This is a genomic window from Massilia jejuensis (genome assembly GCF_042656795.1).
GTDB lineage: Bacteria > Pseudomonadota > Gammaproteobacteria > Burkholderiales > Burkholderiaceae_D > Telluria > Telluria jejuensis.
On record NZ_JBHSMS010000039.1, the window covers coordinates 1 to 25,637 of the forward strand.

24 protein-coding genes and 1 pseudogene are annotated in these 25,637 nt (G+C 65.9%); 21 read left to right on the plus strand and 4 right to left on the minus strand.

Features of this window, described 5'->3' with window-relative positions; genetic code table 11:
• On the plus strand, positions 1-381 hold a 381-nt coding region (locus tag ACFPOU_RS12100), incomplete at its 5' end, for an IS1595 family transposase (protein WP_465263286.1).
• A 338-nt stretch (positions 382-719) separates the two neighbouring features.
• Positions 720-959, plus strand: a pseudogene (locus ACFPOU_RS12105) (IS3 family transposase); the annotation flags it as partial.
• A 160-nt stretch (positions 960-1,119) separates the two neighbouring features.
• Here the strand turns inward: ACFPOU_RS12105 and ACFPOU_RS12110 are convergent.
• Positions 1,120-1,812 (minus strand): toll/interleukin-1 receptor domain-containing protein, encoded by a 693-nt coding sequence (locus tag ACFPOU_RS12110; protein ID WP_379721320.1) that lies wholly within the window; start codon positions 1,810-1,812, stop codon positions 1,120-1,122.
• A gap of 11 nt (positions 1,813-1,823) precedes the next feature.
• A complete protein-coding gene (locus tag ACFPOU_RS12115) occupies positions 1,824-2,693 on the minus strand; it encodes a Tll0287-like domain-containing protein (protein WP_379721323.1) in 870 nt (289 codons plus the stop codon).
• A 398-nt stretch (positions 2,694-3,091) separates the two neighbouring features.
• Here ACFPOU_RS12115 and ACFPOU_RS12120 point away from each other — a divergent pair, with 398 nt between their 5' ends.
• From ACFPOU_RS12120 to ACFPOU_RS12175, 12 genes are all read left to right on the plus strand, one after another.
• On the plus strand, positions 3,092-3,520 hold the full coding sequence (locus ACFPOU_RS12120; protein WP_379721326.1) for a PGDYG domain-containing protein: 429 nt from the start codon (positions 3,092-3,094) through the stop codon (positions 3,518-3,520).
• 177 nt (positions 3,521-3,697) lie between these two features.
• Positions 3,698-4,723 (plus strand): hypothetical protein, encoded by a 1,026-nt coding sequence (locus ACFPOU_RS12125; protein WP_379721329.1) that lies wholly within the window; start codon positions 3,698-3,700, stop codon positions 4,721-4,723.
• Positions 4,724-5,498: 775 nt separating this feature from the next.
• Complete coding sequence (gene hemN / locus ACFPOU_RS12130; RefSeq protein ID WP_379721332.1) at positions 5,499-6,941, plus strand: oxygen-independent coproporphyrinogen III oxidase; 1,443 nt, start codon at positions 5,499-5,501, stop codon at positions 6,939-6,941.
• A gap of 2 nt (positions 6,942-6,943) precedes the next feature.
• Positions 6,944-7,726 (plus strand): sulfite exporter TauE/SafE family protein, encoded by a 783-nt coding sequence (locus tag ACFPOU_RS12135; protein ID WP_379721335.1) that lies wholly within the window; start codon positions 6,944-6,946, stop codon positions 7,724-7,726.
• A complete protein-coding gene (locus ACFPOU_RS12140; protein ID WP_379721338.1) occupies positions 7,699-10,113 on the plus strand; it encodes a heavy metal translocating P-type ATPase in 2,415 nt (804 codons plus the stop codon). Before ACFPOU_RS12135 ends, ACFPOU_RS12140 begins: the two co-directional genes overlap by 28 nt.
• Position 10,114: 1 nt before the next feature.
• Complete coding sequence (gene ccoS, locus ACFPOU_RS12145; RefSeq protein ID WP_379721341.1) at positions 10,115-10,273, plus strand: cbb3-type cytochrome oxidase assembly protein CcoS; 159 nt, start codon at positions 10,115-10,117, stop codon at positions 10,271-10,273.
• A gap of 398 nt (positions 10,274-10,671) precedes the next feature.
• Positions 10,672-12,147: a cytochrome-c oxidase, cbb3-type subunit I gene (gene ccoN / locus ACFPOU_RS12150; protein WP_379721344.1), complete on the plus strand. Its 1,476-nt coding sequence runs from the start codon at positions 10,672-10,674 to the stop codon at positions 12,145-12,147.
• Positions 12,148-12,158: 11 nt separating this feature from the next.
• Positions 12,159-12,776 (plus strand): cytochrome-c oxidase, cbb3-type subunit II, encoded by a 618-nt coding sequence (gene ccoO, locus ACFPOU_RS12155; protein ID WP_379721347.1) that lies wholly within the window; start codon positions 12,159-12,161, stop codon positions 12,774-12,776.
• A 2-nt stretch (positions 12,777-12,778) separates the two neighbouring features.
• On the plus strand, positions 12,779-12,943 hold the full coding sequence (locus tag ACFPOU_RS12160) for a cbb3-type cytochrome oxidase subunit 3 (protein WP_379721350.1): 165 nt from the start codon (positions 12,779-12,781) through the stop codon (positions 12,941-12,943).
• Positions 12,936-13,874, plus strand: a complete 939-nt coding sequence (gene ccoP, locus ACFPOU_RS12165; protein ID WP_379721352.1) for a cytochrome-c oxidase, cbb3-type subunit III — start codon at positions 12,936-12,938, stop codon at positions 13,872-13,874. Before ACFPOU_RS12160 ends, ccoP begins: the two co-directional genes overlap by 8 nt.
• Positions 13,871-15,256 carry a cytochrome c oxidase accessory protein CcoG gene (ccoG, locus tag ACFPOU_RS12170; protein ID WP_379721355.1) on the plus strand — a complete coding sequence of 462 codons (1,386 nt, stop codon included), beginning with the start codon at positions 13,871-13,873 and terminating at the stop codon, positions 15,254-15,256. The genes ccoP and ccoG overlap by 4 nt, the downstream gene beginning before the upstream one ends.
• A gap of 9 nt (positions 15,257-15,265) precedes the next feature.
• Positions 15,266-15,775: a FixH family protein gene (locus tag ACFPOU_RS12175; RefSeq protein WP_379721358.1), complete on the plus strand. Its 510-nt coding sequence runs from the start codon at positions 15,266-15,268 to the stop codon at positions 15,773-15,775.
• A 71-nt stretch (positions 15,776-15,846) separates the two neighbouring features.
• On the opposite strand, the gene ACFPOU_RS12180 is transcribed toward ACFPOU_RS12175, so the two are convergent.
• On the minus strand, positions 15,847-16,248 hold the full coding sequence (locus tag ACFPOU_RS12180) for a TraR/DksA family transcriptional regulator (protein WP_379721361.1): 402 nt from the start codon (positions 16,246-16,248) through the stop codon (positions 15,847-15,849).
• A gap of 172 nt (positions 16,249-16,420) precedes the next feature.
• On the opposite strand from ACFPOU_RS12180, the gene ACFPOU_RS12185 reads away from it, so the two are divergent.
• The gene (locus tag ACFPOU_RS12185; RefSeq protein WP_379721364.1) at positions 16,421-18,256 is read left to right on the plus strand and encodes a DUF885 domain-containing protein; all 1,836 of its coding nucleotides are present in this window, start codon (positions 16,421-16,423) and stop codon (positions 18,254-18,256) included.
• A gap of 51 nt (positions 18,257-18,307) precedes the next feature.
• Here ACFPOU_RS12185 and fnr read toward each other — a convergent pair whose 3' ends face one another.
• A complete protein-coding gene (gene fnr, locus ACFPOU_RS12190; protein WP_379721367.1) occupies positions 18,308-19,075 on the minus strand; it encodes a fumarate/nitrate reduction transcriptional regulator Fnr in 768 nt (255 codons plus the stop codon).
• A gap of 818 nt (positions 19,076-19,893) precedes the next feature.
• On the opposite strand from fnr, the gene ACFPOU_RS12195 reads away from it, so the two are divergent.
• The 6 genes from ACFPOU_RS12195 to ACFPOU_RS12220 are packed head-to-tail and all read left to right on the plus strand — an operon-like array spanning position 19,894 to position 25,631.
• Positions 19,894-20,520, plus strand: a complete 627-nt coding sequence (locus tag ACFPOU_RS12195) for a TorD/DmsD family molecular chaperone (protein WP_379721370.1) — start codon at positions 19,894-19,896, stop codon at positions 20,518-20,520.
• A 19-nt stretch (positions 20,521-20,539) separates the two neighbouring features.
• A complete protein-coding gene (locus ACFPOU_RS12200) occupies positions 20,540-20,761 on the plus strand; it encodes a twin-arginine translocation signal domain-containing protein (RefSeq protein WP_379721373.1) in 222 nt (73 codons plus the stop codon).
• Between the two features lie 19 nt (positions 20,762-20,780).
• Positions 20,781-23,612: a formate dehydrogenase subunit alpha gene (locus tag ACFPOU_RS12205; protein WP_379721376.1), complete on the plus strand. Its 2,832-nt coding sequence runs from the start codon at positions 20,781-20,783 to the stop codon at positions 23,610-23,612.
• 22 nt (positions 23,613-23,634) lie between these two features.
• Complete coding sequence (fdh3B, locus tag ACFPOU_RS12210; RefSeq protein WP_379721379.1) at positions 23,635-24,318, plus strand: formate dehydrogenase FDH3 subunit beta; 684 nt, start codon at positions 23,635-23,637, stop codon at positions 24,316-24,318.
• Entirely contained in the window at positions 24,315-24,545 is a 231-nt protein-coding gene (locus ACFPOU_RS12215; protein ID WP_379721382.1) for a hypothetical protein, read from the plus strand. The genes fdh3B and ACFPOU_RS12215 overlap by 4 nt, the downstream gene beginning before the upstream one ends.
• Positions 24,546-24,554: 9 nt before the next feature.
• Positions 24,555-25,631: a formate dehydrogenase subunit gamma gene (locus tag ACFPOU_RS12220; RefSeq protein WP_379721385.1), complete on the plus strand. Its 1,077-nt coding sequence runs from the start codon at positions 24,555-24,557 to the stop codon at positions 25,629-25,631.
• Positions 25,632-25,637 lie beyond the last annotated feature (6 nt).

The window sequence follows — 25,637 nt, forward strand, 5'->3', positions numbered from 1 at the left end:
CGCGCCGGGCAGACCGTCGACGCGGTCACGGGCCGCGGCGCCGTTACCAAGGGACAGTTGCACCGCCATCTGTTACCTGTGCTTGACCCCCACGTTCTGCTGGTAACGGACGGGCATCGGGCGTACCGGAGCTTTGCGCGCGAAGCGGGCATCTCGCACCAGTACGTGAACCTGCGCCTGGGCGAGCGGGTGCGCGGCGCCGTCCATGTGCAAAACGTGAACGCCTATCACCGCCGATTCAGGCAGTGGCTGGCACGCTTCCATGGCGTAGCTTCACGCTACTTGCCGAATTACCTGGGCTGGCGCTGGGCGCTCGATGGCGAGCGCATTGCGTCACCGGAGCGCTTCCTGCGAGCGGCAATGGGACTCGTCCACACGTAACGGTGACAGCGCCAAATCTTTGAGCCAACACAGTTACTGCGAGTTTTTCCAGACTGACGAAAGTAATGGTGATGCATCACAAAAAAACCGGTTTGCCGCCAACGTACAGCGGCCTGAAATTCGTCACGCCCGCGCAGCGGCATGGCGGACTGGCTGATACGATCCTGAGAGGTCGGGAGCAGGTCAACGCGGCAAGAGAACGCTGCCCGGCACGCCGGTCGGGCGATACGCGACTGGACATCGCAGCACGAGGTACGGATCGATCCGGAGCCGGCCGTACCTGAGATATCAAGGCTGGCTGCATGAAGTGACGCGAATGCTTCGTTGACAACTACCGAAACCGCCACGATAACGCAGTCGCCGAAAGCTTCTTCCAGCTATTGAAACAGGAGCGGATTCGACGCAAGACCTACGGCACCCGAAAGGAAGCAGAGCAGGATCTCTTCGATTACATCGGGATATTTTAGAGTCCGAAGCGCCGGCACAGCTTCGGTCATGATATGTCGCCGGTCGAATACGGAAAGCAGTATTTTCAGCGGCTCTCGAGTTTCAAGCAAACCCGTGGCGACCCATTTTGACCGGCCGAGTCTATTTTCTGCCCAAGCCGTCCAGTTGGTCGCACAGTTATAAAAGCAAGCATCTACTTGACTCGCGGCCGTTCAGGTTTGCCGCTGCGGCCCGGTATCCAGCGCCGACGTGCCGTAACAAGCCCTTTTTCATTCAGCCGCAAAACGCTCTTCAATTATGCCCGGCGTGGCAGCGCTCGATGAATGTCTTGCGCTCCACGGCATCGTCGATTTCGCTTGCCAGTCTTGCAATGAGCTCAGCCGGACTGGCAGCTGTAGGCGCCATGCGCTGCACCAGCAACCTGGCGATCGGGCCGATCAGCTGGGCAAGGTTAGCTTCGATCCTTGCCAGAGCGGTGCTGTCGATGGTCAAGCCGGCCGGCTTCCGAGAAAACGTCGCGGCGGGAGCTGGTGTCGAAGGCAGAGCCGTTGCTACGGCCACCATCTTATCTGCCATCACTGGGCGCTCGAGGAGTACCGTCAGGCAGTCGCGCAACTGGCCCAAGTGAAAGTCGAGTTTACCTTCGATCGCATCAAGCCAGTGCTGAGTGCTGATGAAATATTCCAGGCTCTTCGACAAGGGCACGTTCTCGATACGCAAGGGCAGTATGTGCAGGCCTTTGTTAACGGCCCGCTCGACTTCGCGCCGAACTTGCGGCGAGCTATTCGAATTCGATGAAAATACCAGCACCAGTACACGTGCGGTATCGAGTGCGTTGATGATGGCTTCGGCCCAGTCCTCGCTTGGCCGGATATCGCGCGGGGCCACCCAGCAACGAATGCCGTGCGCTTCCAAGCTGTGGCAAATCGCGTCGGCGAAAACCTTGTCCTGGTGCGAGTGGCTGAGAAAGACGTCGTGTGCCATCGTATCCACGCTCAACCGAGCATAGCCATGGCTTTTTCAAGGCTGCGGCGCATCCGGTTGAAAGCATTGCCGAGTACTGCGATTTCGTCGTTACCCCGGATATCGAACGGCTCGACATCGGTTTTGCCGCTACTGAGCGCGTCGGCGATGCGGGTAATCCTGCGCATCGGGCGAAGAATGAAGCGATACAGTACCAAATTGACGACCAGCAAAATTCCGACGAAGGTCGCCACCATCCCGGTCATAATCAGCCGGAATGCGCGATCGGCCTGCTCCACCGGCACTGCTAGCGGCACTGACACGATCTGGCTGCCGACTGTCTCGCCGAGCTTCCAGCCAAAGCCATTGGCATCGCCATATAAAGCGCGCATGGAAGCTGGCGCAGCCGATGGGACGCTATGACAGGCCAGGCACTTGCCGTCGTTGATTCGGATCGGCCGCGCCAAGAATAATGACTGACCCGTGGGGGTCGAACGCTCGCCTACTACTTCCTTGAGATCCGGGTGATCGCGCAGATTACGCACGACGTCGGCTTCCCATTCCACCACGCGGTCTCGTGGATTGGTCGGGTTCAGGGTCGCCTCCTTGTAGCTGTATTCCTTAAACGCCGCCTGCATCTTCGCGAAGCTCTGTGTCGCGGCATACGATGGCACCGTCTGGGGCAGGAACTCCTTGTGCAGCCGGTCCTCCAGCAAGGGTTTGATTTCCGCACTGGTGTAGCTGCGTGCTGCCAATGCCGCTTCCATCATCAAACTAGCGTGGCTCAGCACTTCACGCTTTGCATTTTCATGCAATACATTTCGGCTGATTAAGCCTGTTACGGTCAACCCCGCACAAAACACGGCAGCCAGCGACAGATTGACTTTGAGGAGAAGGTGCATGGCATGCCCTGGGGTGTTGAGAGACAACGATTGGGCATCATAGCATTCTGCTATCTCAAGATATCAATTATTGGCAGCCGACCGTGTCTGGCTCGCGACAATCGTTTTCGATGAGGCTCTGCAAGGCGCATGTGAACTGATGAGACCAGTTCAAGCTTTGCCAACATGCCTTCGTTGAGGCAGACCTGTGCTTTCATACAGACTGGGTGGCTTGCAGACGTTCGTGGCCAGCCTGAAATAGGGCAAAGGCGGCCGGCAAAGCTGGCCGCCCTTCATAAATGGGCTGCACCTTCTGCAAGGGAGCCGCACAAATAGATAATGGCGCAAACTTAAGCTTGTACGGCGTAACACGAATCTATAGTATATGTTGATTATAAGACAAACTAAGGGCCGTCTCCATGCGTGAGTATCGTGCTGGTCGCAAGGCGATATTCTGCGATACTCCTGCGGCCGTAAAAGTGGGAAAAATTCCTTCACGCGTGTTTGTGCGGTTTGTGGAGAAATCGGAAAGCATCATTACCCGGGAAGGATGTGTGCCGGCGCATCCGGGCGACGCGGTGGTCACCGCAGCGACAGGCGAGCAATGGCCGGTGGTTCGTGCAGTCTTTGATCGATACTATGAGCCGACATCCGAAGCAACCGTGTTCAGTAGCATTCCACGCGAATCGCTTGCTCTGCAGATCAATGGACCTTTCCAGGTCATACTCACTGACGGCATTTCGCGTCTTTTTGGCAAGCCGGGCGACTGGCTGCTCGATTACGGCGACGGCCACCTAGGCATCGTTGGCGCGGACATTTTCGCCACCATTTACCGGCGGCTCGACTAAGTACTCGACCGGAAACAAATGTGAATTTTTGCAAACAGAACCGGATGCGGCGCAAGGCGGCGAGTTCGCCGCCTTGCGAGCACTGCAAGCACCGCGAGCGGACAGGGACCAACGCAGCAACGCGCCGGTTCTGGCAGCCGAAACACATTTATTTCTGGGCGAGTACTTAGAACCTTCATGGCTTTTCACCATCATATCCAGTCACTCCTGCTTGCTGGAATCCGCTTTCCCGCTGCTCCTTCGACCGAAACCATCGCGCCGCCGCCTGCACTCGCACCACTTGTGGCTGCGGTCACTCTGGAGCACGCAGCAGCCAACTCCCGAGCGGTCAAGGCGGGTAATCGATATCGTAGCGCCTTCTGGGCGCTTTATCTATTGAGCGCGCTGGCAGTGCTATGCGCCGTGATGCCACTGGCGCTGGGGTGGGACCACGGCAGCCATGTAATGCATGCATGGGCCGGATTCTGGGCCGGACTTGAGGTTTTTGTGATTCTCGTGCTGGGATTGCTCTACCGGCACGGACATCATCGTGATTGGCAGGGACAGTGGCTGGCCAGTCGCACCGAAGCGGAACTCATCGGATACCTGCCGCTAGTAGCACCGCTGGTCTTCCCTGCCGCAACCGGATCGACGGGCAACTGGTACTCGGAACTGTCAGGCAAGACCATGCAAGTTCCCCAGAGCGGCGCCGTCAACACGCTTTGCGCGCGGCTCGGACTTGGCGTGGCAGAATCCCTGCACGGTGCTTGGTCCGATACTGCCTTTGTCAAGCAATACGTGGCGTGGGCCTTGGCGCAGTTCGAGCTGCAGCGTCAATACCACGAAAGGCTAATGCTGCGCAGCGAAGCTTTGATGTACAGGGTACACAAGATTAATGCATGGCTGTTCATGCTAACGCTTGTCGGCGCGCTGATGCATCTTGTAGTGCACGCGATGTGGCTATCTTTTGTAACCATCTTCTTCCCGGCCCTGGCCGCGTCGCTGCATGGAGCTCTCGCGCAAACGGAAGCATACCGGCAAGCGGCGATTTCGCGCCGGCTTTCCCTGGAGCTTGGCAATGCCATGGCGACGATCGCCTCGCACTGTCCGACGCTGGAACGGGACAAGATTCGCGACGCGATCGAAGCCGGTCTGACGTCGATTTTGGAGGAACACCGCGACTGGCATATGCTTGTGCGACCGCACCATTTGCCGTTGGGGTGACCAAAATCGCAAACCTGCGCATTCGTTCGGAAGCATTCTTTAGCCACTTGGTTTCTTTCTATGGTCTCCAGACGAAAACATGAACGCGTATTCGCCCGATTGCCATATGCAGAACATCATCTCGGCGTGCTACGGCACGATGGCCCGGAATCAGTGGGCACCATGGACCGCGTTACCCACGTCTGGGCGATGCACCAGGAAAGATGCAGCGGCTCCGTAGCCGATCAGTACCGATCAATGCCCGGACGCATGCGCACCTGAACCTGCACGAGACGCCCCGCCTCCATTTGGCCGAGGAAGCCCAAGGGCCGGCTACCGCCGTAATCTCCGTTTTAGCCCAGGCTGTATAAAACGCAAGGCCGTGCAAACAGGACGGCACGGTAAACGTTAAGCGAGCAGCTCATGAAGGCAGGAGCAGGATAAAGCGCTTTACCGAAGGCGGGGATCGCGGGCAAGGCAGGCTGCTGCACGAACTTCCAGGCGATTACGTGACCGAGAATAATCCGGTTCGTGTAGCCGGTCCATTCGTCGAGGAGCCCGGCCTTGGCGGACGCGGTTTTGAACGCGTGCAGCCGGCAAAAACGGGCCGGCGCGCGTGGCGCAGGCCATGTCGGCCTGTAAATTCCGAACGGGGACGCGGGCAGCCCGCCCCCCGGAAATCGGCAAGTCTGGCGGTTTTGATGCAAGTCAAGGATTTTGCCGGCCCCGATCCCTAGACTCCTCCCTCATCAAGCCGCGCCGCATTCGGCGGCGCGGCAGGCAGCAGGAGTTCGGGATGTACCCTCATGAAGCATTGGCCGCAAGCGGCCACCCCAGTCCGGCTGCCCTGGCGGCAGGCATCGAGTTCGATGCCGGCCTGATCGAGCGCCTCGGCAAGAACGGTCCGCGCTATACCTCTTACCCGACCGCCGACCGTTTCCTCGACAGCTACGGCTACCGCGACTACCTGCATGCCGTCGCCTCGGTGCGCACGCGCGGCGCGGCGCGTCCGCTCTCGCTCTACCTGCACATCCCGTTCTGCGACACGGTCTGCTACTACTGCGCCTGCAACAAGATCGTCACGAAACAGCGCGACAAGGCAAGCACCTACCTCGCTTACCTGAAGCGCGAAATCGCGATGCAGGGCGCGCTTCTTGCCGGCGCCGGCGAGGTCGAGCAGCTGCACTTCGGCGGCGGCACGCCCACTTACCTGTCGGACGCGCAGATGGGCGAGCTGATGGCGCACCTGCAGCGCGCCTTTACATTCGCGCCCGACGCGGCGGGCGAGTATGCGATCGAGGTCGATCCGCGCGGCGTCTCGGCCGAACGGGTGCACAGCCTGCGGCGCCAGGGCTTCAACCGCATCAGCCTCGGCGTGCAGGACTTCGACGCCGACGTGCAGCGCGTCGTCAACCGGGTCCAGCCCGAGCACGAAACGCGTGCCATCATCGACGCCGCGCGCGCGGCCGGATTCCGCTCGGTCAGCATCGACCTGATCTACGGCTTGCCGAAGCAGGCGCGTGCGAGCATGCACGCCACCATCGACAAGGTGATCGAGGCCAGTCCCGACCGCATCGCCCTGTACCACTACGCGCACCTGCCGCATGCGTTCAAGCCCCAGCGCCGCATCCTGGAAGCGGACATGCCGTCCTCGGCCGAAAAGCTCGACATGCTGGCCTCGTCCATCGAGCAGCTGTGCGGCGCCGGTTATGTCTACATCGGCATGGACCATTTCGCCAGGCCCGGCGACGACCTCGCCGTCGCCCAGCGCCAGGGACGCCTGCACCGCAACTTCCAGGGTTACTCGACCCATGCCGACAGCGACCTGGTGTCCTGCGGCGTCTCGGCCATCGGCGCGGTGGGTGCGACCTACAGCCAGAACGCCAAGAACCTGAAGGCCTATTACGAGGCGCTCGACAACCACGAACTGCCGGTCGTGCGCGGCCTGGTCCTGGGCATGGACGACCTGCTGCGGCGCGCCGTCATCCAGGCGCTGATGTGCCAGTTCGAGCTGTCGATCGGCGCCATCGAACAGGTTTTTCCCATCGCGTTCGGCACCTATTTCGCGCGCGAACTGGCCGAGCTGCGCCGCTACGCCGAGGATGGCCTGCTCACCATCGACGACGAGTGGCTGAGCGTGACCGCGCGCGGGCGCCTCCTGATCCGCAACCTGTGCATGGTGTTCGACCGCTACCTCGCCGTGCCCGATGCGGCGCCGCGCTACTCGCGCACCGTGTGACGATGGACGCCTATCTGCACCCGCTGCACCCGCTGCTTGCGCTGTTGGCGCCGTTCCTGGTCGGCCTGCTCGGCAGCGTCCACTGCGCCGGCATGTGCGGCGGGATCGTCGGTGCGTTGTCGCTGGCGCCGCCGCGCGCGCGCGCCGGCGCGGCCGTCATTGCCGTGCATTCCGTGGCGGCGCCGGCCGTGCTCGATGCCGCCGCCTACAACGCCGGGCGCATCGCCAGCTACGCCGCCGCCGGCGCCCTGGCCGGCGGCCTGGCCGGGGGCGCGGCGCGCCTGGCCGCGCTGCCGCTGTTGCAGGGCGCGGCCCATGTGGCGGCCAACCTGCTGCTCGTCGCCCTAGGACTGCACCTGATGGACGCCTGGCGCGGCGTGGCCCGCATCGAGCAGGGCGGCCGCTTCGTGTGGCGCCGTGTGGCGCCGCTGCTGCGCCGCGTCGGTCCGCCCGATACGCCGGGGCGCATGTTCGCCGCCGGCGTCCTGTGGGGCTGGCTGCCGTGCGCGATGGTCTACAGCATGCTGGCGACGGCCATGCTGAGCGGCTCGGCGGCGGCCGGCGCGGCCGTCATGCTGGCCTTCGGCCTTGGTACCCTGCCGATGATGACGGCCTTGGGGCTGGCCGGCGCGCGCCTGCGCGCGTCGCTGCGCGCGCCACCCGTGCGCCTGGCCTGCGGCGCCGTGGTGCTGGGCTTCGGTGTGCTCGGGCTGGCGCGCGCGGCCGGCGGCCTGCCGGCCAGCTGGCTCGCCGCCGTGTGCATCACACCCGGGCCGGCGCCGTGAATGCGCCGGCGCACGAACTGGCCGCCTGCTTCCATTGCGGCCTGGCGCTGCCGGCGCAACGCTGGCACGCGCGCATCGGCGGCGTCGAGCACGCCATGTGCTGCCCCGGCTGCGCCGCCGCAGCCACGGCCATCGCCGCCGCCGGCTGCGGCGACTACTATCTCGAGCGCACCGCCTACGCCAGCCGCGCCGGCGCGGCCGAGGCGCCGCACCTGGCGCTGTTCGACGACGGCGGCAATCCGGGCGAGGGCGGTTTTCTGGTCGAGGGCATCCGCTGCCCCGCCTGTGTCTGGCTGGTCGAACGGCGCGTGGCGGCCGTCCCGGGCGTGCTGGAGGCCAGCCTGAACGTCAGCACGGCGCGCCTGCAGGTGCGCTGGGACCCGGCGCTGTGCAAGGTCAGCACGCTGCTGCTGGCGCTCGGCGCGATCGGCTACACGGCCCGTCCCTGGGATGCGCGCCGCCATGGCGAACAGCTGGACGCCGAGCGGCGCACCCTGTTTCGCCAGCTGTTCGTGGCCGGCCTGTCGATGATGCAGGTGATGATGTACGCGGTGCCGGTCTACATGGCCACCGACGGCACGCTCGACGCCGGCATCGCCGCCCTCCTGGGCTGGGCCGCGCTCCTGCTCACGCTGCCGGCCGTGCTGTACTCGGCGCGGCCCTTCTTCCTTGGCGCCTGGCGCGACCTGCGGCGCGGCCTGCCCGGCATGGACGTGCCGGTCGCGCTCGGTATCGGCGTCGCATTCGTCGCCAGCACCGTGGCGCTGATACGCGGACAGGGCGCGCTCTGGTTCGATTCGCTGACGATGTTCATTTTCCTGCTGCTGGCAAGCCGCTACCTCGAGCAGGGCGCGCGCCGGCGCGCCGCCGGCGCCCTGGCGGCGCTGCAGGATGCCTTGCCGGCGTCGGCGCGGCGCATGCCCGGCTACCCGCGCGAGCGCGCCACCGAACTGGTCGCCGCCGCCCGGCTCCGGGTGGGCGACGTCGTGCTGGTCGCGCCTGGGCAGGCGCTGCCGGCCGACGCCACCATCGTCGAAGGCGAGTCCGAGATCGACCTGGCCCTGCTCACGGGCGAAAGCGCGGCGCGCCACATGGGACCGGGCGCCGCCTTGCCGGGCGGCGCCGTGAACCTGGCGCGGGCGCTGGTGCTGAGGGTGGATGCGGCGGCACGCGACAGCACCCTGGCGCTGCTGGTGCGCCTGGCCGAGAAAGCCGGGCAGGGCAAGCCGGCGCTGGCGCGCTGGGCCGACCGCGTGGCCGCCTGGTCGGTCGCGGCGCTGCTGGTGCTGGCACTGCTGGTCTACCTGGGCTGGCAATTCATCGATCCGGCACGCGCCTTGCCGGCGACGATCGCGGTGCTGGTCGTCAGCTGTCCGTGCGCCTTGTCGCTGGCCACGCCGACCGCGCTGGCCGCGGCCACCGACAGCCTGCTGCGGCGCGGCGTGCTGGCCGACGCGCCGCATACCCTCGAGACCTTCGCGCGCGCCACCCATATCGTGTTCGACAAGACCGGCACCCTGACGCTGGGCCGCCCGCACCTGCGTGCCACGGTCCCGATGGGGACGGCCGATGCCGAAGGGCTGCTGCGCATCGCTGCCGGACTCGAAGCAGGCAGTGCCCACCCGCTGGCGGCGGCGATCCGCGCCACCGCCAGCGGCGCCGCGCACGCCACCGGCATCGACGAGCTGCCCGGACAGGGCGTCGAGGGCAGCGTCGGCGGCATCCGCTACCGGCTCGGCAGCGCCGCCTTCGTCGGCGCCATCGCCGGGCCGGCGCCGGTGCCGGACTGCGCGCCAGCGCCCGGCGCCGTCGCACTCTGGCTCGGCCATGCCGGGGCCTGGCTGGCGCGCTTCGACCTGGCCGATGCGCTGCGTCCGGAAGCGGCCGAGGTGGTGCGCCGCTTTCAGGCGGCCGGCAAGACCGTGGTCCTGCTCAGCGGCGACGCCGTGCCGGCGGCGCAGGCGGCGGCCGCGCAGCTCGGCATCGCGCAGGCCGCCGGAGGCCAGCTTCCGGCCGACAAGCTGGCCTACGTGCGCCGCCTGCAAGGGCAGGGCGCGGTGGTGGCGATGGTCGGCGACGGCGTCAACGACGCGGCCGTGCTGCGCGGCGCCGACGTCTCGTTCGCGCTGGGCGGCGGGGCGGCGCTGGCCCAGCTGCATGCCGACGGCGTCCTGCTCGGCGACAGCCTGGCGCCGCTGGCCGACGCCGCCGATACGGCGCGCCGGACGCTGCGCATCATTCGGCAGAACCTGGCCTGGGCCTGCGCCTACAACCTGGCCGCCATTCCCGCGGCGGCGGCGGGCCTGCTCGACCCCTGGCTGTCGGGCATCGGGATGGCCGCCAGCTCGGCCATCGTCGTCGTCAATGCCCTGCGCCTGAGGACCTAGCATGGAAGCCCTGTACCTCCTGGTTCCGCTCAGCGTGATCCTGGTCGCGCTGGCGCTGCGCATATTTTTCGGCGCCGCCGACAGCGGCCAGTTCGAGGACCTGGAAGGGCCGGCGCTGCGCATCCTGCGCGACGACGACCGCGGCCAGTCCCGGCACTGAGGGGCGGCCGGCCGCACCGTCGCGAGCGATCATCTCCGGGGTCGGTGCCGCGTCGTTCCGCGCCTCGTCGTTCCGCGCCAGGTGGGCGCGCGGCGCGATGGCGGGCGGCTCCTTGCCTTCGGGGTCGAACCCGGTGCGGGCACGGATGCCGGCGAAGGCTTCGCCGCGGCTCGCGTACGGGCGTGTGGCGATAGGTCGCGCAGGGAGGGCGGAATGGGCGGCATGCGATGCGCCTGTTGCCGCTGCAATAGTCCATGCCGGGGTAGCGGCAGCCAATGTGGACAATGTTGTCCGTTTCCCGGACGGCTCCGGTAATTTTGATTCACATCAAGGATTTTTAAGGTCCGGAAAACTACGCTCCCTGCTGTCATCGCAGTGATTTCACGCGGGAGCGTATCTTGAAAAACAATTTACATTATAACTACCGGATCGTGCGCCAGTTTGCCGTCGCCACAATCGTCTGGGGCGTGATCGGCATGGCCGTCGGCGTGTTCATCGCGGCCCAGCTGGCCTGGCCCGCGCTCAATTTCGACCTGCCCTGGCTTTCCTACGGGCGCCTGCGTCCGCTGCATACGAACGCCGTCATCTTCGCCTTCGGCATCTGCGGCCTGTTCGCCACCTCGTACTACGTCGTGCAGCGCACCTGCCAGGTGCGGCTGTTCTCGGACCGGCTGGCCGCCTTCACCTTCTGGGGCTGGCAGGCGGTACTGGTGGCCGCCGCCGTGACGCTGCCGATGGGTTTTACGCGCGGCAAGGAGTATGCGGAACTGGAGTGGCCCATCGCGATCCTGATTACGGTGGTCTGGGTCGCCTACGCGGTGGTCTTCTTCGGCACCATCGCCAGGCGCAAGGTCCAGCACATCTATGTGGCCAACTGGTTCTTCGGCGCCTATATCATCGCGGTCGCCGTGCTGCACGTCGTCAATGGCGCGGTGGTGCCGGTCTCGGCCTTCAAGTCGTATCCGGTGTACGCCGGGGTGCAGGACGCGATGATCCAGTGGTGGTACGGCCATAACGCGGTCGGCTTCATCCTGACCGCCGGCTATCTCGGCATGGTGTATTACTTCATCCCGAAACAGGCCGAGCGCCCGGTGTATTCGTACCGGCTGTCGATCGTGCACTTCTGGGCCCTGATCTTCACCTACATGTGGGCCGGCCCGCACCACCTGCACTACACGGCGCTGCCCGACTGGACCCAGTCGCTGGGCATGGTGTTTTCGCTGATCCTGCTGGCGCCTTCCTGGGGCGGCATGATCAACGGCGTGATGACGCTCTCGGGCGCCTGGCACAAGCTGCGCTCGGACCCGATCCTGAAATTCCTGATCGTCTCGCTCTCGTTCTACGGCATGGCCACCTTCGAGGGCCCGATGATGTCGATCAAGACCATCAACGCGCTGTCGCACTACACCGACTGGACGATCGCGCACGTCCATGCCGGCGCGCTGGGCTGGGTCGGTTTCATCACCATGGGCTCGGTCTACTACCTGATCCCGCGCCTGGCCAACAGGAAGCGCATGTGGAGCGTGCAGCTGGTCGAAGCCCACTTCTGGGTCGCCACGGTCGGGATCGTCCTCTACATCGCCTCGATGTGGATCGCCGGCGTGATGCAGGGCCTCATGTGGCGCGCGGTGAATGCCGATGGCACGCTGACCTACACCTTCGCCGAAAGCGTGAAAGCGACTTACCCGTACTACGTGATCCGCTTCGGCGGCGGCCTGCTGTACCTGTCGGGCATGGTGCTGATGGCCTTCAATGCCTGGAAGACGCTGGCCGGCACGGCCGCCGTCGACGCCCCGATCCCGCTCGCCCACGCTGCCCGGGCGCCGCATGACGAAGCCTGCGCGGTCGAGGCGCACGTGCCCAACCGCGCTTGAGAGGATGCGCCATGAAAAACTTTACCCATGAATGGATCGAAAAGAATCCCTGGCTGCTCATCGGCCTGGTGATCCTCGTGATCTCCGTCGGCGGCCTGGTCGAGATCGTGCCGCTGTTCTTCCAGAGGTCGACCACCGAGCCGGTGGCCGGCCTGGCGCCGTACTCGCCGCTGCGCCTGGCGGGACGCGACGTCTACATCCGCGAAGGCTGCTACAACTGCCACTCGCAGATGATCCGGCCGTTTCGCGCCGAAACCGAGCGCTACGGGCACTATTCGGTGGCCGGCGAATTCGTCTACGACCATCCCTTCCAGTGGGGCAGCAAGCGCACCGGGCCCGACCTGGCCCGGGTCGGCGGGCGCTACAGCGACGAGTGGCACCGCACCCACCTCGACAATCCGCGCGACGTGGTGCCCGAATCGAACATGCCGGGCTATCCGTGGCTGGCCAGGACCGGGCTGGACCCGGCCGAGATCGTGCCGAAGATGCGCGCCATGCAGCTGCTGGCCGTGCCCTACAGCGAAAAAGACGTGACGGACGCTCCCGCGCAGCTGGCCGGCAAGACCGAACAGGATGCCCTGGTCGCCTACCTGCAGGGCCTGGGCACGCAGATCAAGAAGAGGAACTGATCATGGATATCGAACGACTTTTCGACGGCGCCAGCAGCGTGATGACGGTGCTGTCCTTCGCCACCTTCATGGGCATCGTGCTCTGGACTTTCCTGCTCAAGCGCGGCGCCGATTTCGACGCCGCCGCGACGCTGCCCTTCGCCGATGCGGAGCCGGGCGATGAGTGACTTCACGAGCGGCTTCTGGAACTGGACCATCGGCCTGGTCACGGTGCTGTCGATCGCCGGCTGCGCGATCCTGCTGTGGTCGCAGTCGACGTACAGGGCGAAGATCGGCCCCGACGGCGCGCCGGAAAAAACCACCGGCCACGTCTGGGACGAAGACCTGACCGAACTGAACACGCCCATGCCGCGCTGGTGGGTGGGGCTGTTCTATTGCACCATCGTGTTCGCCGCCGCCTACCTGGCGCTGTATCCGGGCCTGGGCAGCTACGCGGGCCGGCTCGGGTGGCAATCGGGCGGCGCGTACAAGGCCGAGCTGAACCAGGCCGATGCCGACTACGGGCCCCTGTTCGCGCGCTATGCCGGCCTGCCCGTCGAGGCGGTGGCCGCCGATCCGCAGGCGCGCGCGATCGGCGAGCGCATGTTCATGAACTACTGCGCCCAATGCCACGGGTCTGACGCGCGCGGCAACAAGGGCTATCCGGACCTGACCGACGGCGACTGGCTGCATGGCGGCGACCCGGCCGCGATCAAGGCGACCATCCTTGCCGGGCGCGTGGGCAGCATGCCGCCCATGGGCGCGGCGCTCGGCGCGGACAAGGACATCGAGGCGGTCGCGCATTACGTACGCAACCTGTCGGGCCTGGCCGCCGATCCGGTCAAGGTCGTCTTCGGCAAACCCAAGTTCGCCGCCTGCGTGGCCTGCCACGGGGCGCAAGGCGAGGGCAACCCCCGGCTGGGCGCGCCCAACCTGGCCGACAGGATCTGGCTCCACGGCGGCAGTGCAGACGCCGTCATGGAAACCATCCGCAAGGGCCGCACCAGTACCATGCCGGCCTTCGGCGAGTTCCTGGGCGAGCCCAGGGCGCATGTGCTGACGGCCTACGTGTGGAGCCTGTCGCATCCGGCCGGCGCGCCCGGGGGCGGGGCAGAATGAACGCGCCGCGCGAGGCCGTGGTCAGGATGTACGCGCCGCGCGAGGCGATCCATCCGCGCGAGGCGACGGGCCGCCATGCGTCGCTGCGCTGGGCCTGCGTCTGGCTGACCCAGCTGCTGTTCTACGGCCTGCCATGGCTGCGGTACAACGGCCGCCAGGCGGTGCTGTTCGACCTGGGCAGCAGGCAGTTCCACCTGTTCGGACTGGTGTTCTGGCCGCAGGACTTCATCTACCTGGCGGGCTTGCTCATCGTCTGCGCGTATGCCTTGTTCCTTGTCACCACGGTGGCGGGGCGCGTCTGGTGCGGCTTCGCCTGCCCGCAAACGGTATACACCGAGCTGTTCCTGTGGATCGAGCGCCGCATCGAGGGAGCGCGCAGCGCCCGCATCCGGCTAGACCGCCAGCCCTGGAACCTGGAGAAGATCGGCAAAAAGGCGGCCAAGCATGCGGCCTGGCTGGCGCTGGCCCTGTGGACCGGCTTGTCCTTCGTCGGCTATTTCACGCCGGTCGCGTCCCTGGTGGCCGGCGTGCGCCACCTCGACCTGGGTCGCTGGGAAACCTTCTGGGTGCTGTTCTACGGCCTGGCCACCTACGGCAACGCGGGGTGGCTGCGCGAGCAGGTCTGCAAGTATATGTGCCCGTATGCCCGCTTCCAGAGCGCGATGTTCGACAAGGACACCTTGATCGTGACCTATGACCGGGCGCGCGGCGAACCACGCGGTCCGGGCATGCGCGCGCCAGGCGGCGAGGCGGGCGACTGCATCGACTGCACGCTCTGCGTCCAGGTCTGCCCCACCGGGATCGATATCCGGCGTGGCCTGCAATACGAATGCATCGGATGCGCCGCGTGCGTCGACGCCTGCAACACGGTGATGGACAAGGTGGGCCAGCCCAGGGGCCTGATCCGCTACGCCACCGAGCATGCGCTCGCCAGGGGTTGGGATGCGGCGCAGGTGCGGCGCCGCCTGCTGCGCCCGCGCGTGATCGGCTATGCGGCGGTGCTGGCGCTGATGGCGGGCGCGATGGCGTTCGCGCTGGCCCTGCGCGTGCCCTTGAAGGTCGACGTCATCCGCGACCGCGGCGCGATGGGACGCGAGGCCGGGGACGGCCGCGTCGAGAACGTCTACCGCCTGCAGCTGATGAACACCGGCGGGGAGGCGCGGCTGCTGCGCATCGCGGTGGCGGGCTTGCCGGGCGCGGCGGTCGTCGGCGAGGACCGCGTCGAGATCGGCGCCGCCGCGGCGCGCGCGCTGCCGGTGCGGGTGCGCGCCGAGCGCGGACCGGCGGGCGCGCGGCGCATCGTCTTCACCGTCACCGCGCTCGACGACCCCGCCCTGACGGTGCGCGAGGAAGCGGCCTTCATCGTGCCGCATCGAGATTGAGGAGATCGCATGCAGACCGTTTTTCAGCAGCAGCATCCCGCGCCCTGGTACCGCCAGCGCTGGCCATGGTTCATCATGCTCGGCCCCGCGGCCGCGATGGCGGCCACCGCCGTTACCGTGGTGCTGGCGCTGCGCCAGCCGGACGCGATGGTGGTCGACGACTATTACAGGCAGGGCAAGGCGATCAACCAGGACTTGCGGCGCGACCGGATGGCCAGCGCGCTGCGCCTGCGCCTGAGCGCGCACTACGGGGCAGGGCGCCTGAAGGGGCGGCTCGAGAGCTTCGGCCGCCCGCTGTTGGCGCCGTTCCGGATTCGCCTGGCCCATCCGACCCAGCCGCGAAAGGACCGGGTGCTCAATGCGCGGCCGGACGCGCGCGGCGATGTCGACCTGCCCCTGCCGACGCTGGAGATGACGCACTGGCAGGTAGTGGTCGAGGACGAGGGCGGGCAGTGGCGCCTGGCGCGCGGCTGGCGTCCGGCGCAGCAGGAGGTGCTGGCGATCGCGGCCGACCGCTGATTCCGGCCGGGCGTAAAGACAAGCGCTACGGCAGCGTTCGCACAGGTCGCTAATGGGCGGTACACCGGCCGTTACATCGTCGGCCCGCGCGCCGTCCGTTCTTCCTTTTCGATCGCTTCCTGGCACGGCACGCACGTCCTTACCGTCGGCGTCGCCAGCAGCCGCTGCTCCGGAATCTTGCAGCCGCAGGACGCGCACATCCCGTAGCCGCCCGACGCCAGTCGTCCGATGGCCGCGTCGATCTCGTGCAACAAATTCGTTTCATGCTCGGCGAAACGCTCTTCGTCGTGGGCAATCGTTTCAGCCGTCGGCGCGTCGTCGTCCTGGACCAGGTGGGCGCGCGGCGAAATGGCGGGTGGATCCATGCCTTCGGGATCGAAACCGGTGCGGGCGCGCACGGTGGCGAGGGCGGCGGCGCGGCTTTCCTGCAGGCGCCTGGCGAGGTCGTCGCGGAGGGATGGCGAGATGGGCATGCAGTTTCCTGATGTCAAAGTAGATCTCGTTGGATGAGCACTCCGGAAATACTTTAGCCGTTTTCGGCGGATGCCCGCGCAAGTTTGGGTGCCCTGTAAAGATTGTCCGCCCCGGCTCTTCCGTGTTAGATTCGCGCCGGCACTTCGCCGACCGATCACTACAAGAGACACCATGCCGATTTCCTCCCAGCGCAGCCTGCGCGCCGCCGTCGCCTCCCTGTTCGCCCCGCTCGCCCTCGGGGTCGCCATGCTCCCGGATGCCGCACTCGCCGCACCGGTGGCCAAGGCCGCCGCCTTGCAATCGAATGCCGCCTTCGACGCCTGGGCCGAGCGCTTTGCCGACGACTGGGTGCGCATGAACCCGCAGCTGGCCAGCAGCACCCAGTACTTCAGCGGCGCCGAACAGGCCGCGCTCGACCGCCAGCTGACGCCCCAGACCCCGGCCCAGCGCAGGAAGATGGTGGCGCTCGCCAACACCGGCCTGGCGCGCCTGGACAAGTGGCTGGCCGGCCCGCTCGACGAAACCCGGAAGATCTCGGCCCTGGTCATGCGCTGGTCGCTTGCGAGCGTGGTCGCCAACGAGCCCTATGAAGACTTCAATTTCGTGTTCTCGCAGTTCGGCGGCCCGCAGGTCGGCCTGGTCAACTACATGACCCAGACCCACCCGATGCGCACCGCCGCGGATGTCGACAGCTGGCTGGCGCGCCTGGAGCAGGTCGGCACGCGCATGGACGAAGCACTGGCGCGCGCCCGCAGCGCGACCGAACGCAAGCGCATTCCGCCGCGCTTCATCCTCGAGCGCGCGCAGTTCCAGGTCGACACCTTCCTGAAACCGGCCGCGCCGCAGAACGTGCTGGTGGCCTCGCTGGAAAAGCGCAGCGCCGAATTGAAGGACATCTCGCCCGAGGCGCGCGCGGCCGCCATTGCCCGAGCCACGCGCATCGTCGACGACAAGATCCGCCCGGCCTACCTGCGCGTGCAGGGCTTCATGGCCGAACTGCATCCGAAGACGGGCGACGCCGCCGGCATCTCGCGCCTGCAGGACGGGCGCGAAGCCTATGCGCGTGCGATCGCCAACTTCACGAGCACGAGCCTTAGCGCCGAGCAGATCCACGCGATCGGCCTGCGCGAGGTGGCACGCCTTGAAGGCGAGATGGACAAGCACCTGCGCGCGCTCGGCTTCATCGAAGGCAGCATCGAGGCGCGCATGAAGGCGCTCGACGCGACCTTCCAGCCGAAAGGAGAAGGGGACCCGCGTCCGATGATCCTGGCCAAGTACAAGGAAATGGTAAAGGACGCCCAGGCGCGCAGCGCGCCGCTCTTCAATCTGAAGCCGCGCGCGCCGGTGGACGTGCTGCGCGAGCCGCCGCTGACCGAAGCCTCGGCCGCCGCCCACTACAGCCTGCCGGCGCCGGACGGCAGCCGTCCGGGCGTGTTCTGGGTGCCGCTGCGCGGGCCGACGTTCGACATGATCCGCATGCGCAGCCTGTCCTATCACGAAGCCGTGCCGGGCCACCACTTCCAGCTGGCGATCCAGCAGGAGCTGGCCGGCATCCCGAAATACCGCAGCCAGCGCATCTTCTCCGGCGGCAGCGCGCACGCGGAAGGCTGGGCGCTCTACACCGAGCGCCTGGCGGTGGAGCAGGGCTGGTACGAAGGCGATGTCCCGGGCCTGCTCGGGGCGCTCGGCTCGGAACTGTTCCGCGCGCGCCGGCTGGTGGTCGACACCGGCCTGCACACCAAGGGCTGGACGCGCCAGCAGGCGGTCGACTACGGCATCAACGTCGAGGAAGTCGACCGCTATGTCGTCTGGCCTGGCCAGGCCACGGCCTACATGATCGGCATGCTGCGCATCGTCGAATTGCGCGAGCAGGCGAAGGCGCAACTGGGGCCGAAGTTCTCGCTGGCGGGCTTCCACGACATGGTGCTGGGGGCGGGCTCGGTACCGCTGGACGTGCTGGGACAGCTGGTCGACGGCTGGGTTGCGAAGGAAAAGGCGAAATCCTGACGGCGCGGGCGCGCGGCGCGCCCTCGGCTTAAGGGTGCCGGCGCAGCCCGATCAGCGCATCGGGCTGCACTGCTCGGTGCCGGCGGCGATCGCCTTGAGTTTGGCGGGCTCGAGCAGTCTCACCTCGCGCCGGTCGACTTCGATCCAGCCCTGCTTCTTGAAACGCGAGAGCAGGCGGCTGACGCTTTCGATCGTCAGGCCAAGGTAATTGCCGATGTCCTCGCGCGACATGCGCAGCCCGAACGCGTTCGGGGAATAACCGCGCGCCGCGTAACGCACCGACAGGTTCACCAGGAAGACGGCGAAACGCTGCTCGGCACGCATGTTGCCGAGCAAAAGCATGACGTTTTGCTCGCGCGTGATTTCCTGGCTCATGATCCTGTGGAAATGGCGCAACAGCGCCGGCACCTGGCCAAACAGTTCCTCGAGGCGGGGAAAGGGAACCTCGCACACTTCGCTGTCTTCGAGCGCCACCGCGTCGCAATGGTGGCGGTCGCCGCTGATGGCGTCCATGCCCAGCAGTTCGCCGGCCATCTGGAAACCCGTGATCTGCTGCTCGCCCGCCGCGTTCACCTGGTAGGTCTTGAAGTGGCCGAGCCGTACCGCGTACAGGCTGCGGAACGGTTCGCCCATCGCGTACAGGCGCTCGTCGCGCCCGAGACGCCGGCGGCGGCCGATGATCTGGTCGAGCCGGTCGATGTCGGCATCGTCGAGCCCCATCGGCAGGCAGAGCTGGTGCATGCTGCAGGCGCCGCAGCTGGCCTTGATGGCGCCTAGACTGATCGGCACTGTGGCGGGAGGGTGGTGGCCTTGGCTCATGGCAGTTGGAATTGGAGCGCAGAAGGGGGGAGTCGGCGTGGAGCCCGAGATGAACCGATTATAGCCCTGTCCGCATGGCGGTCCCGGCTTTTCCGACGGTGCCCACTATTTGGGAAGACCTCGATGCGACATGCGCGTGTGCGCCGGACCTGGCATCGACCCAAAACCGGTGGGGGCCACCTTCCCGGCGCCGGCCCGATCCTGTGCCGCTTTCGATCGCACTGCTGCCAGGCTCGCTGGAGCAACATCGGCGTCGCCGGCCGCTTATTGACGCGTTGGCGCGGCATTTCTCGGTTATACTAACAGGGCGAACTGTATCCGGCTCCAGCGCGTGCCTCTTTGTCACGGTATGGGAAGCCGCCTCGCCCCCGAGCAACCAGGGCTTTGGCCTGGTCGGCACGTTGTCTATCCTGTCCATCATCCCGATGTACACGGTCCGATCCTGTTGGGTCTGCCGTGGCGCGATGAACGCGGACGCGGGAGATCACGCATGCGCACAGCAGGTGACGACGCATCCATGCGTTGCCTGGGTTGGCTGCCTGGGGAGCGATCGGGCGGGGTACCAACGCGCTACCTGGTTGCCAGCCTGGTCCGGATCGTCGTGCATGCAGCGGGCATGCACTGATACCCGGGGGTGAGCACGTGCACAAAAAAAGTTCAACTGTGCGCGCAATTTGGTAGGGGAAGCCTTACACTTTCGATGAAGATTTATTAACGGAGCGTCGCCAGTGCCCATGCAGTCTGCCTCACCGGCAATTTCACCTCCCGCGGCGCAAGACGCCGGCCGTGCGAACGTCTCCGGCACCGTCGCAGCCGCAGTGACCGTCACTGCGCCGCTAGGAGCCGAAGACCAGGCGCGCGCCGACCTCTATGCGCTCGCGGCGCGCCTGCTGCTGGCGGCGCCTGACGGCCAGTTGCTGGCCGGCCTGGCGAACGCCGACCCGATTCTCTCGACCGGCGCCGAACACGCGCTGGCAGATGCCTGGGAAAACCTGGTGCTTGCCTCCAGCGTGATGGATGCCGATGCGGTGGCCGAGGAATTCGACGCGCTGTTCATCAGCAGCGGCACGCCGACCCTGAATCCCTACGGCTCGCTCTACCTGTCCGGCTTCATGAACGACACGCCCCTGGCCGAGCTGCGCGCCGACCTGGCGCGCTTCGGCATCGGCCGTGTGCGCGGCGTGTTCGAGTCCGAAGACCACCTGGGCGCCCTGTGCGAGACGATGCGCGTGCTGATCGCGGGCGGCCCCGGCATCCGGCGCCAGCCCCTGGAAGCGCAAAAGGCATTTTTCGAGGCACGCATCGCGCCCTGGTATGCGCGCTGCCTGGCCGACATGAAAAATGCCGCGGGTGCGAATTTTTATAGGCTGATCGCCGCGTTCGTAAGCGCGCTGCTGGCGATCGAGGCCGAAGCCTTTGCTGTCGAAGATGGCTTCGATGGCTGATTTACGCGAAGGGACTGCGATGAGCACCGAAAACAAACAAGGCAAGGCGGAACCGATCCCGGACCCGTCGCGCCGCAATTTCCTGAGAGCGGCGCCGCTGGGCGCGCTGGCGGCGGTCGCCGCGGGGGCCGAAGCGAAACCGGAGATCGCGCCCGTCGAGGCGGCGAAACCCGATGTCAAGCGCGGCTACCACGAGACCGAACACATTCGTCGTTACTATAAAACCGCCGCCTACTGGTGAGCGTACCCGGAGACAAGTCATGTCGCTAGTAAAGAGTTCAAACAAGGAAGGCGAACCGCGGGGTCTCAAGCGGCGCAAGTTCCTGGTCGGCGCCGGCGTTGCTGCCGGCGCCGGCGCGCTCGCGCGCCAGTTGCCCCTGAATGTCATCGAGCCGGCCCAGGCCGCCGAGGCGGCGGCCGAGCCGGCCAAGGTGGAACTGAAACGCACCGTCTGCAGCCATTGCTCGGTCGGCTGCTCGGTCGACGCCATCGTCAGCAACGGCGTCTGGGTGCGCCAGGAAGCGGCCTTCGATTCGCCGATCAACATGGGCGCCCACTGCGCCAAGGGCGCCTCGGTGCGCGAGCACGGCTTCGGTGAACACCGCCTGCGCTATCCGATGAAGCTGGTGAACGGGAAGTATGTCCGCATTTCCTGGGACCAGGCGGTCAACGAGATCGGCGACAAGATGCTGCAGCTGCGCCAGCAATCCGGTCCCGACTCGGTGATGCTCATCGGCAGCTCGAAGCACAGCAACGAGCAAGCCTACCTGCTGCGCAAGTTCGCCGCCTTCTGGGGCTCGAACAACTGCGACCACCAGGCGCGCATCTGCCACTCGACGACGGTCGCGGGCGTGGCCCAGACCTACGGCTACGGGGCGATGACGAACTCGTTCAACGACCTGCACCATACCAAGGCCGTGATGTTCATCGGTTCCAACCCGGCCGAAGCGCACCCGATCTCGATGCTGCACTTCCTGCATGCCAAGGAACTGGGCGCGAAGATGATCGTCGTCGATCCGCGCTTCACCCGCACCGCGCGCTTCGCCCACCATTACGTGCGCGTGCGTCCGGGCACCGACATCCCCCTGGTTTGGGGCATGCTCTGGCACATCTTCAATAACGGCTGGGAAGACAAGGAATACATCGCCGCCCGAACCTACGGCATGGACGAGGTTCGCAAGGAAGTGGCGAAATGGACGCCGGACAAGGTGTCCGACATCACCGGCGTGCCGGAAGCCTCGGTACGCATGGCCGCCGAAATGCTGGCCAAGAACAAGCCGTCGTCCGTGGTCTGGTGCATGGGCATCACCCAGCACCACGTCGGCACCGCCAACGTGCGTGCGCTCGCGATCCTGCAACTGGCGCTGGGCAACATCGGCGTGCCTGGCGGCGGCGCCAACATCTACCGCGGCCACGACAACGTGCAGGGCGCCACCGACGTCGGTCCGAACGGCGATTCGCTGCCAGGCTACTACGGCCTGGCCGAAGGCGCCTGGAAGCATTTCGGCACCGTCTGGGGCGTCGACTACAACTGGATGCTGTCGCGCTTCGCCTCGAAAGAGCTGATGGAAAAGCCGGGCGTCACCGTGTCGCGCTGGTTCGACGCCGTCAACGAGCAGAACCAGTACGTCGACCAGCCGGCCAACCTGAAAGCCGTCTTCTACTGGGGGCACGCGCCGAACAGCCAGACCCGCCTGCCCGACATGAAGGCGGCGATGCAAAAGCTCGACATGCTGGTCGTGGTCGACCCGTATCCGAGCATGACGGCGGCCATGCATGGCCGCACCGACGGCGTCTACCTGCTGCCGGCCGCCTCGCAGTTCGAAACCTACGGTTCGTGCACCGCCTCGAACCGTTCGATCCAGTGGCGCGAACGGGTCATCGCACCGCTGTTCGAATGCAAGACCGACCACGAGATCATGTACTTGCTGGCCAAGAAGCTCGGCTTCCATAACGAGCTGTGCAAGAACATCAAGGTCGTCATGAACGAGCCGGTAATCGAAGACATCCTGCGCGAGATCAACCGCTCGTGCTGGACCATCGGCTACACCGGCTGCTCCCCGGAGCGCCTGAAGCTCCATATGGAGAACAAGCACACCTTCGATCCGACCACCATGCGCGCCGAGTCCGGCCCTTGCAAGGGCGACTACTACGGCTTGCCGTGGCCGTGCTGGGGCACGCCCGAGATGAAGCACCCAGGTACGCCGATCCTGTACGACATCAACAAGACGGTGGCCGAGGGCGGCCTGCCGTTCCGCGCCAACTGGGGCGTCGAGTACAACGGCCAGACCCTGCTGGCGGCCGACGGCTCGACCAACAAGGGCTCGGAACTCGATACCGGCTACCCGGAATTCGACCACGTCTTCCTGAAAAAACTGGGCTGGTGGGCCGAGCTCACGCCCCAGGAACAGGCGATGGCCGAGGGCAAGAACTGGAAGACGGACCTTTCGGGCGGCATCATCCGCGTCGTCATCGCCCACGGCTGCGCGCCGTTCGGCAATGCGCGCGCGCGCTGCAATGTCTGGAACTTCCCCGACCCGGTGCCGACCCACCGCGAGCCGCTGCTCTCGCCGCGGCGCGACCTGGTCGCCAAGTACCCGACCTACGACGACAAGGCCAATTTCCTGCGCCTGCCGACGCTGTACAAGTCGGTGCAGGAACTCGACTTCTCGAAGGACTTCCCGATGATCATGACCTCGGGGCGCCTGGTCGAGTACGAGGGCGGCGGCGAGGAAACCCGCTCCAACCCATGGCTGGCCGAGCTGCAGCAGAACATGTTCGTCGAAGTCAATCCGCAGGACGCGGTCCAGTCGAATATCGGGGTGGGCGACTACGTCTGGATCGAGACCCCGACCGGGGCGCGCATGAAGATGATGGCGATGGTGACCGAACGCGTGCCGGTAGGCATGGTGTGGGCACCGTTCCACTTCGGCGGCTGGTGGATGGGCGAGGATCTCGAGCGCCACTATCCCGAAGATGGCGCCCCGACCGTACGCGGCGAAGCGATCAATACCGGCTGGACTTATGGTTACGACGCCGTCACGATGATGCAGGAAACCAAGGTATCGCTGTGCCGCATCGTGCGTGCCTGACGGACCTGAACAGGAGACAATCATGTCCGCAAGGATGAAATTTATCTGCGATACCGAGCGTTGCATCGACTGCAATGGCTGCGTTACCGCATGCAAGAACGAACACGAGACGCCGTGGGGCGTGAACCGGCGCCGCGTCGTCACCATCAACGACGGCGTGCCGGGCGAGCGCTCGGTGTCGGTCGCCTGCATGCATTGCACCGACGCGCCCTGCCTGGCCGTGTGCCCGGTCAACTGCATCTATCACACCGAAGACGGCATTGTCCTGCACAGCAAGGACCAGTGCATCGGCTGCGGCTACTGTTCCTACGCCTGCCCGTTCGGCGCACCGCAGTTCCCGGAAACGGGCCTGTTCAACCACCGCGGCAAGATGGACAAGTGCACCTTCTGCGCGGGCGGTCCGGAACCGGATACCTCGGACGCCGAATTCAAGAAATACGGCCGTAACCGTATCGCCGAAGGCAAGCTGCCGGCCTGCGCCGAAATGTGCGGCACCAAGGCACTGCTGGGCGGCGAGGCCAACCTGATCGCCGACATCTACCGCCAGCGCGTGGAAACGCGCGGCTACGGTCCCGAGTTGTGGGGCTGGAAGATCGCCTACGGTCCCAACAAGCGCGGCGGTCCGCGCAAGGCCCTGGGCAACCTGCCGCGCGAAAACCAGAAACTCGGCGACAGCCAGAACATTCCTGGAAAGCTACCGACATGAAATCACTTTTCCGTATCGCGGCACTGCCGCTGGCGCTGGCCGTGACCTTGTCCCTCAGCGGCTGCCTCGAAGCCGAGCAGCATCCGGGCTGGATCAAGGGCGAGTACGCGGGCAAGGAAGACCCGCGCCACTACCAGACCCTTTTCCATAACGACAAGCTCTCCTGGCATGCCGCGATCACCAATCGCGCCAACCAGCAGAACGAGTACAACCGCGCCAATCCCTAGGAGCCTGCCATGTCGATGCGAGCGAATTTGATGGCCTTGCGCGTCCTCCTGGGCCTGCTGTGCGCGCTGGTGCTGGCCCCGGGCTGGGCCGCGGTGCCGAACAAGGATGCCAAGCCCGCCTATGCGGAAGAGCAGACCATGCTGCAGATCGAGGGCGACTCGAACGTGCGCGAACCGGGGCTGGGTTCGGCGGCGTCGGGCCGGGTCCACATGGACCGCCACTTCCTCGGCCAGTACGGCAGCACCGAGGCGAACGTCATCGTCCAGCGCGGCGGCAATACCTGGCGCATCCTGCGCAACGGTCCGCTGGCGCTGATCACCGGCACGGTCCTGCTGGCCGTGCCGTTCCTGATCTTCGTGTTCTACCGTGCGTTCCGGCCGCCACCGCTGCCGCTGTCGGGCCGCCGCATGCACCGTTTCAACAGCTGGGAGCGCGGCGTGCACTGGGCCACCGCGTATTCCTTCATCGCGCTGGCGATCACCGGCATCATCATCATGTTCGGCAAGAACATCATGCTGCCGTGGATGGGCCATACCCTGTTTTCCTGGGTGGCGATCATCTCGAAATACGTGCACAACGTCGTCGGTCCGCTGTTCGTCCTGTGTTCGATCCTGATGTTCTTCACCTTCCTGCGCCGTAACTTCTTCAAGCGCGTCGACTGGAACTGGGTCAAGCAGGGCGGCGGTCTGACCTCGCACAAGCACGTCCCGGCCGGCTTCTTCAATGCCGGCGAGAAGACCTGGTTCTGGTTCGGCGTCGTGATGCTGGGTCTGGTCATGTCGGTTACCGGCCTGATCCTCGACTTCGCCAACTTCGGCCAGACCCGCTACGTGATGCAGGTCTCGAACATCCTGCACGTCGCCGGCGCCACCCTGTACATGGCGGGGGCCATGGGCCACATCTATATCGGTACGATCGGCTCGCCCGGCTCCTATGAGTCGATGCGCCAGGGCAGCGTCGACGAAAACTGGGCCAAGGCGCACCATGCGCTGTGGTACGAGGAAGTGAAATCGGGCGCCGTGCCGGAAGGCGCGCGTCCAGGATCGGCGCCGCCAGTGGCTCCGCGTCCGGGTCCCGCACACTGAGGTCAT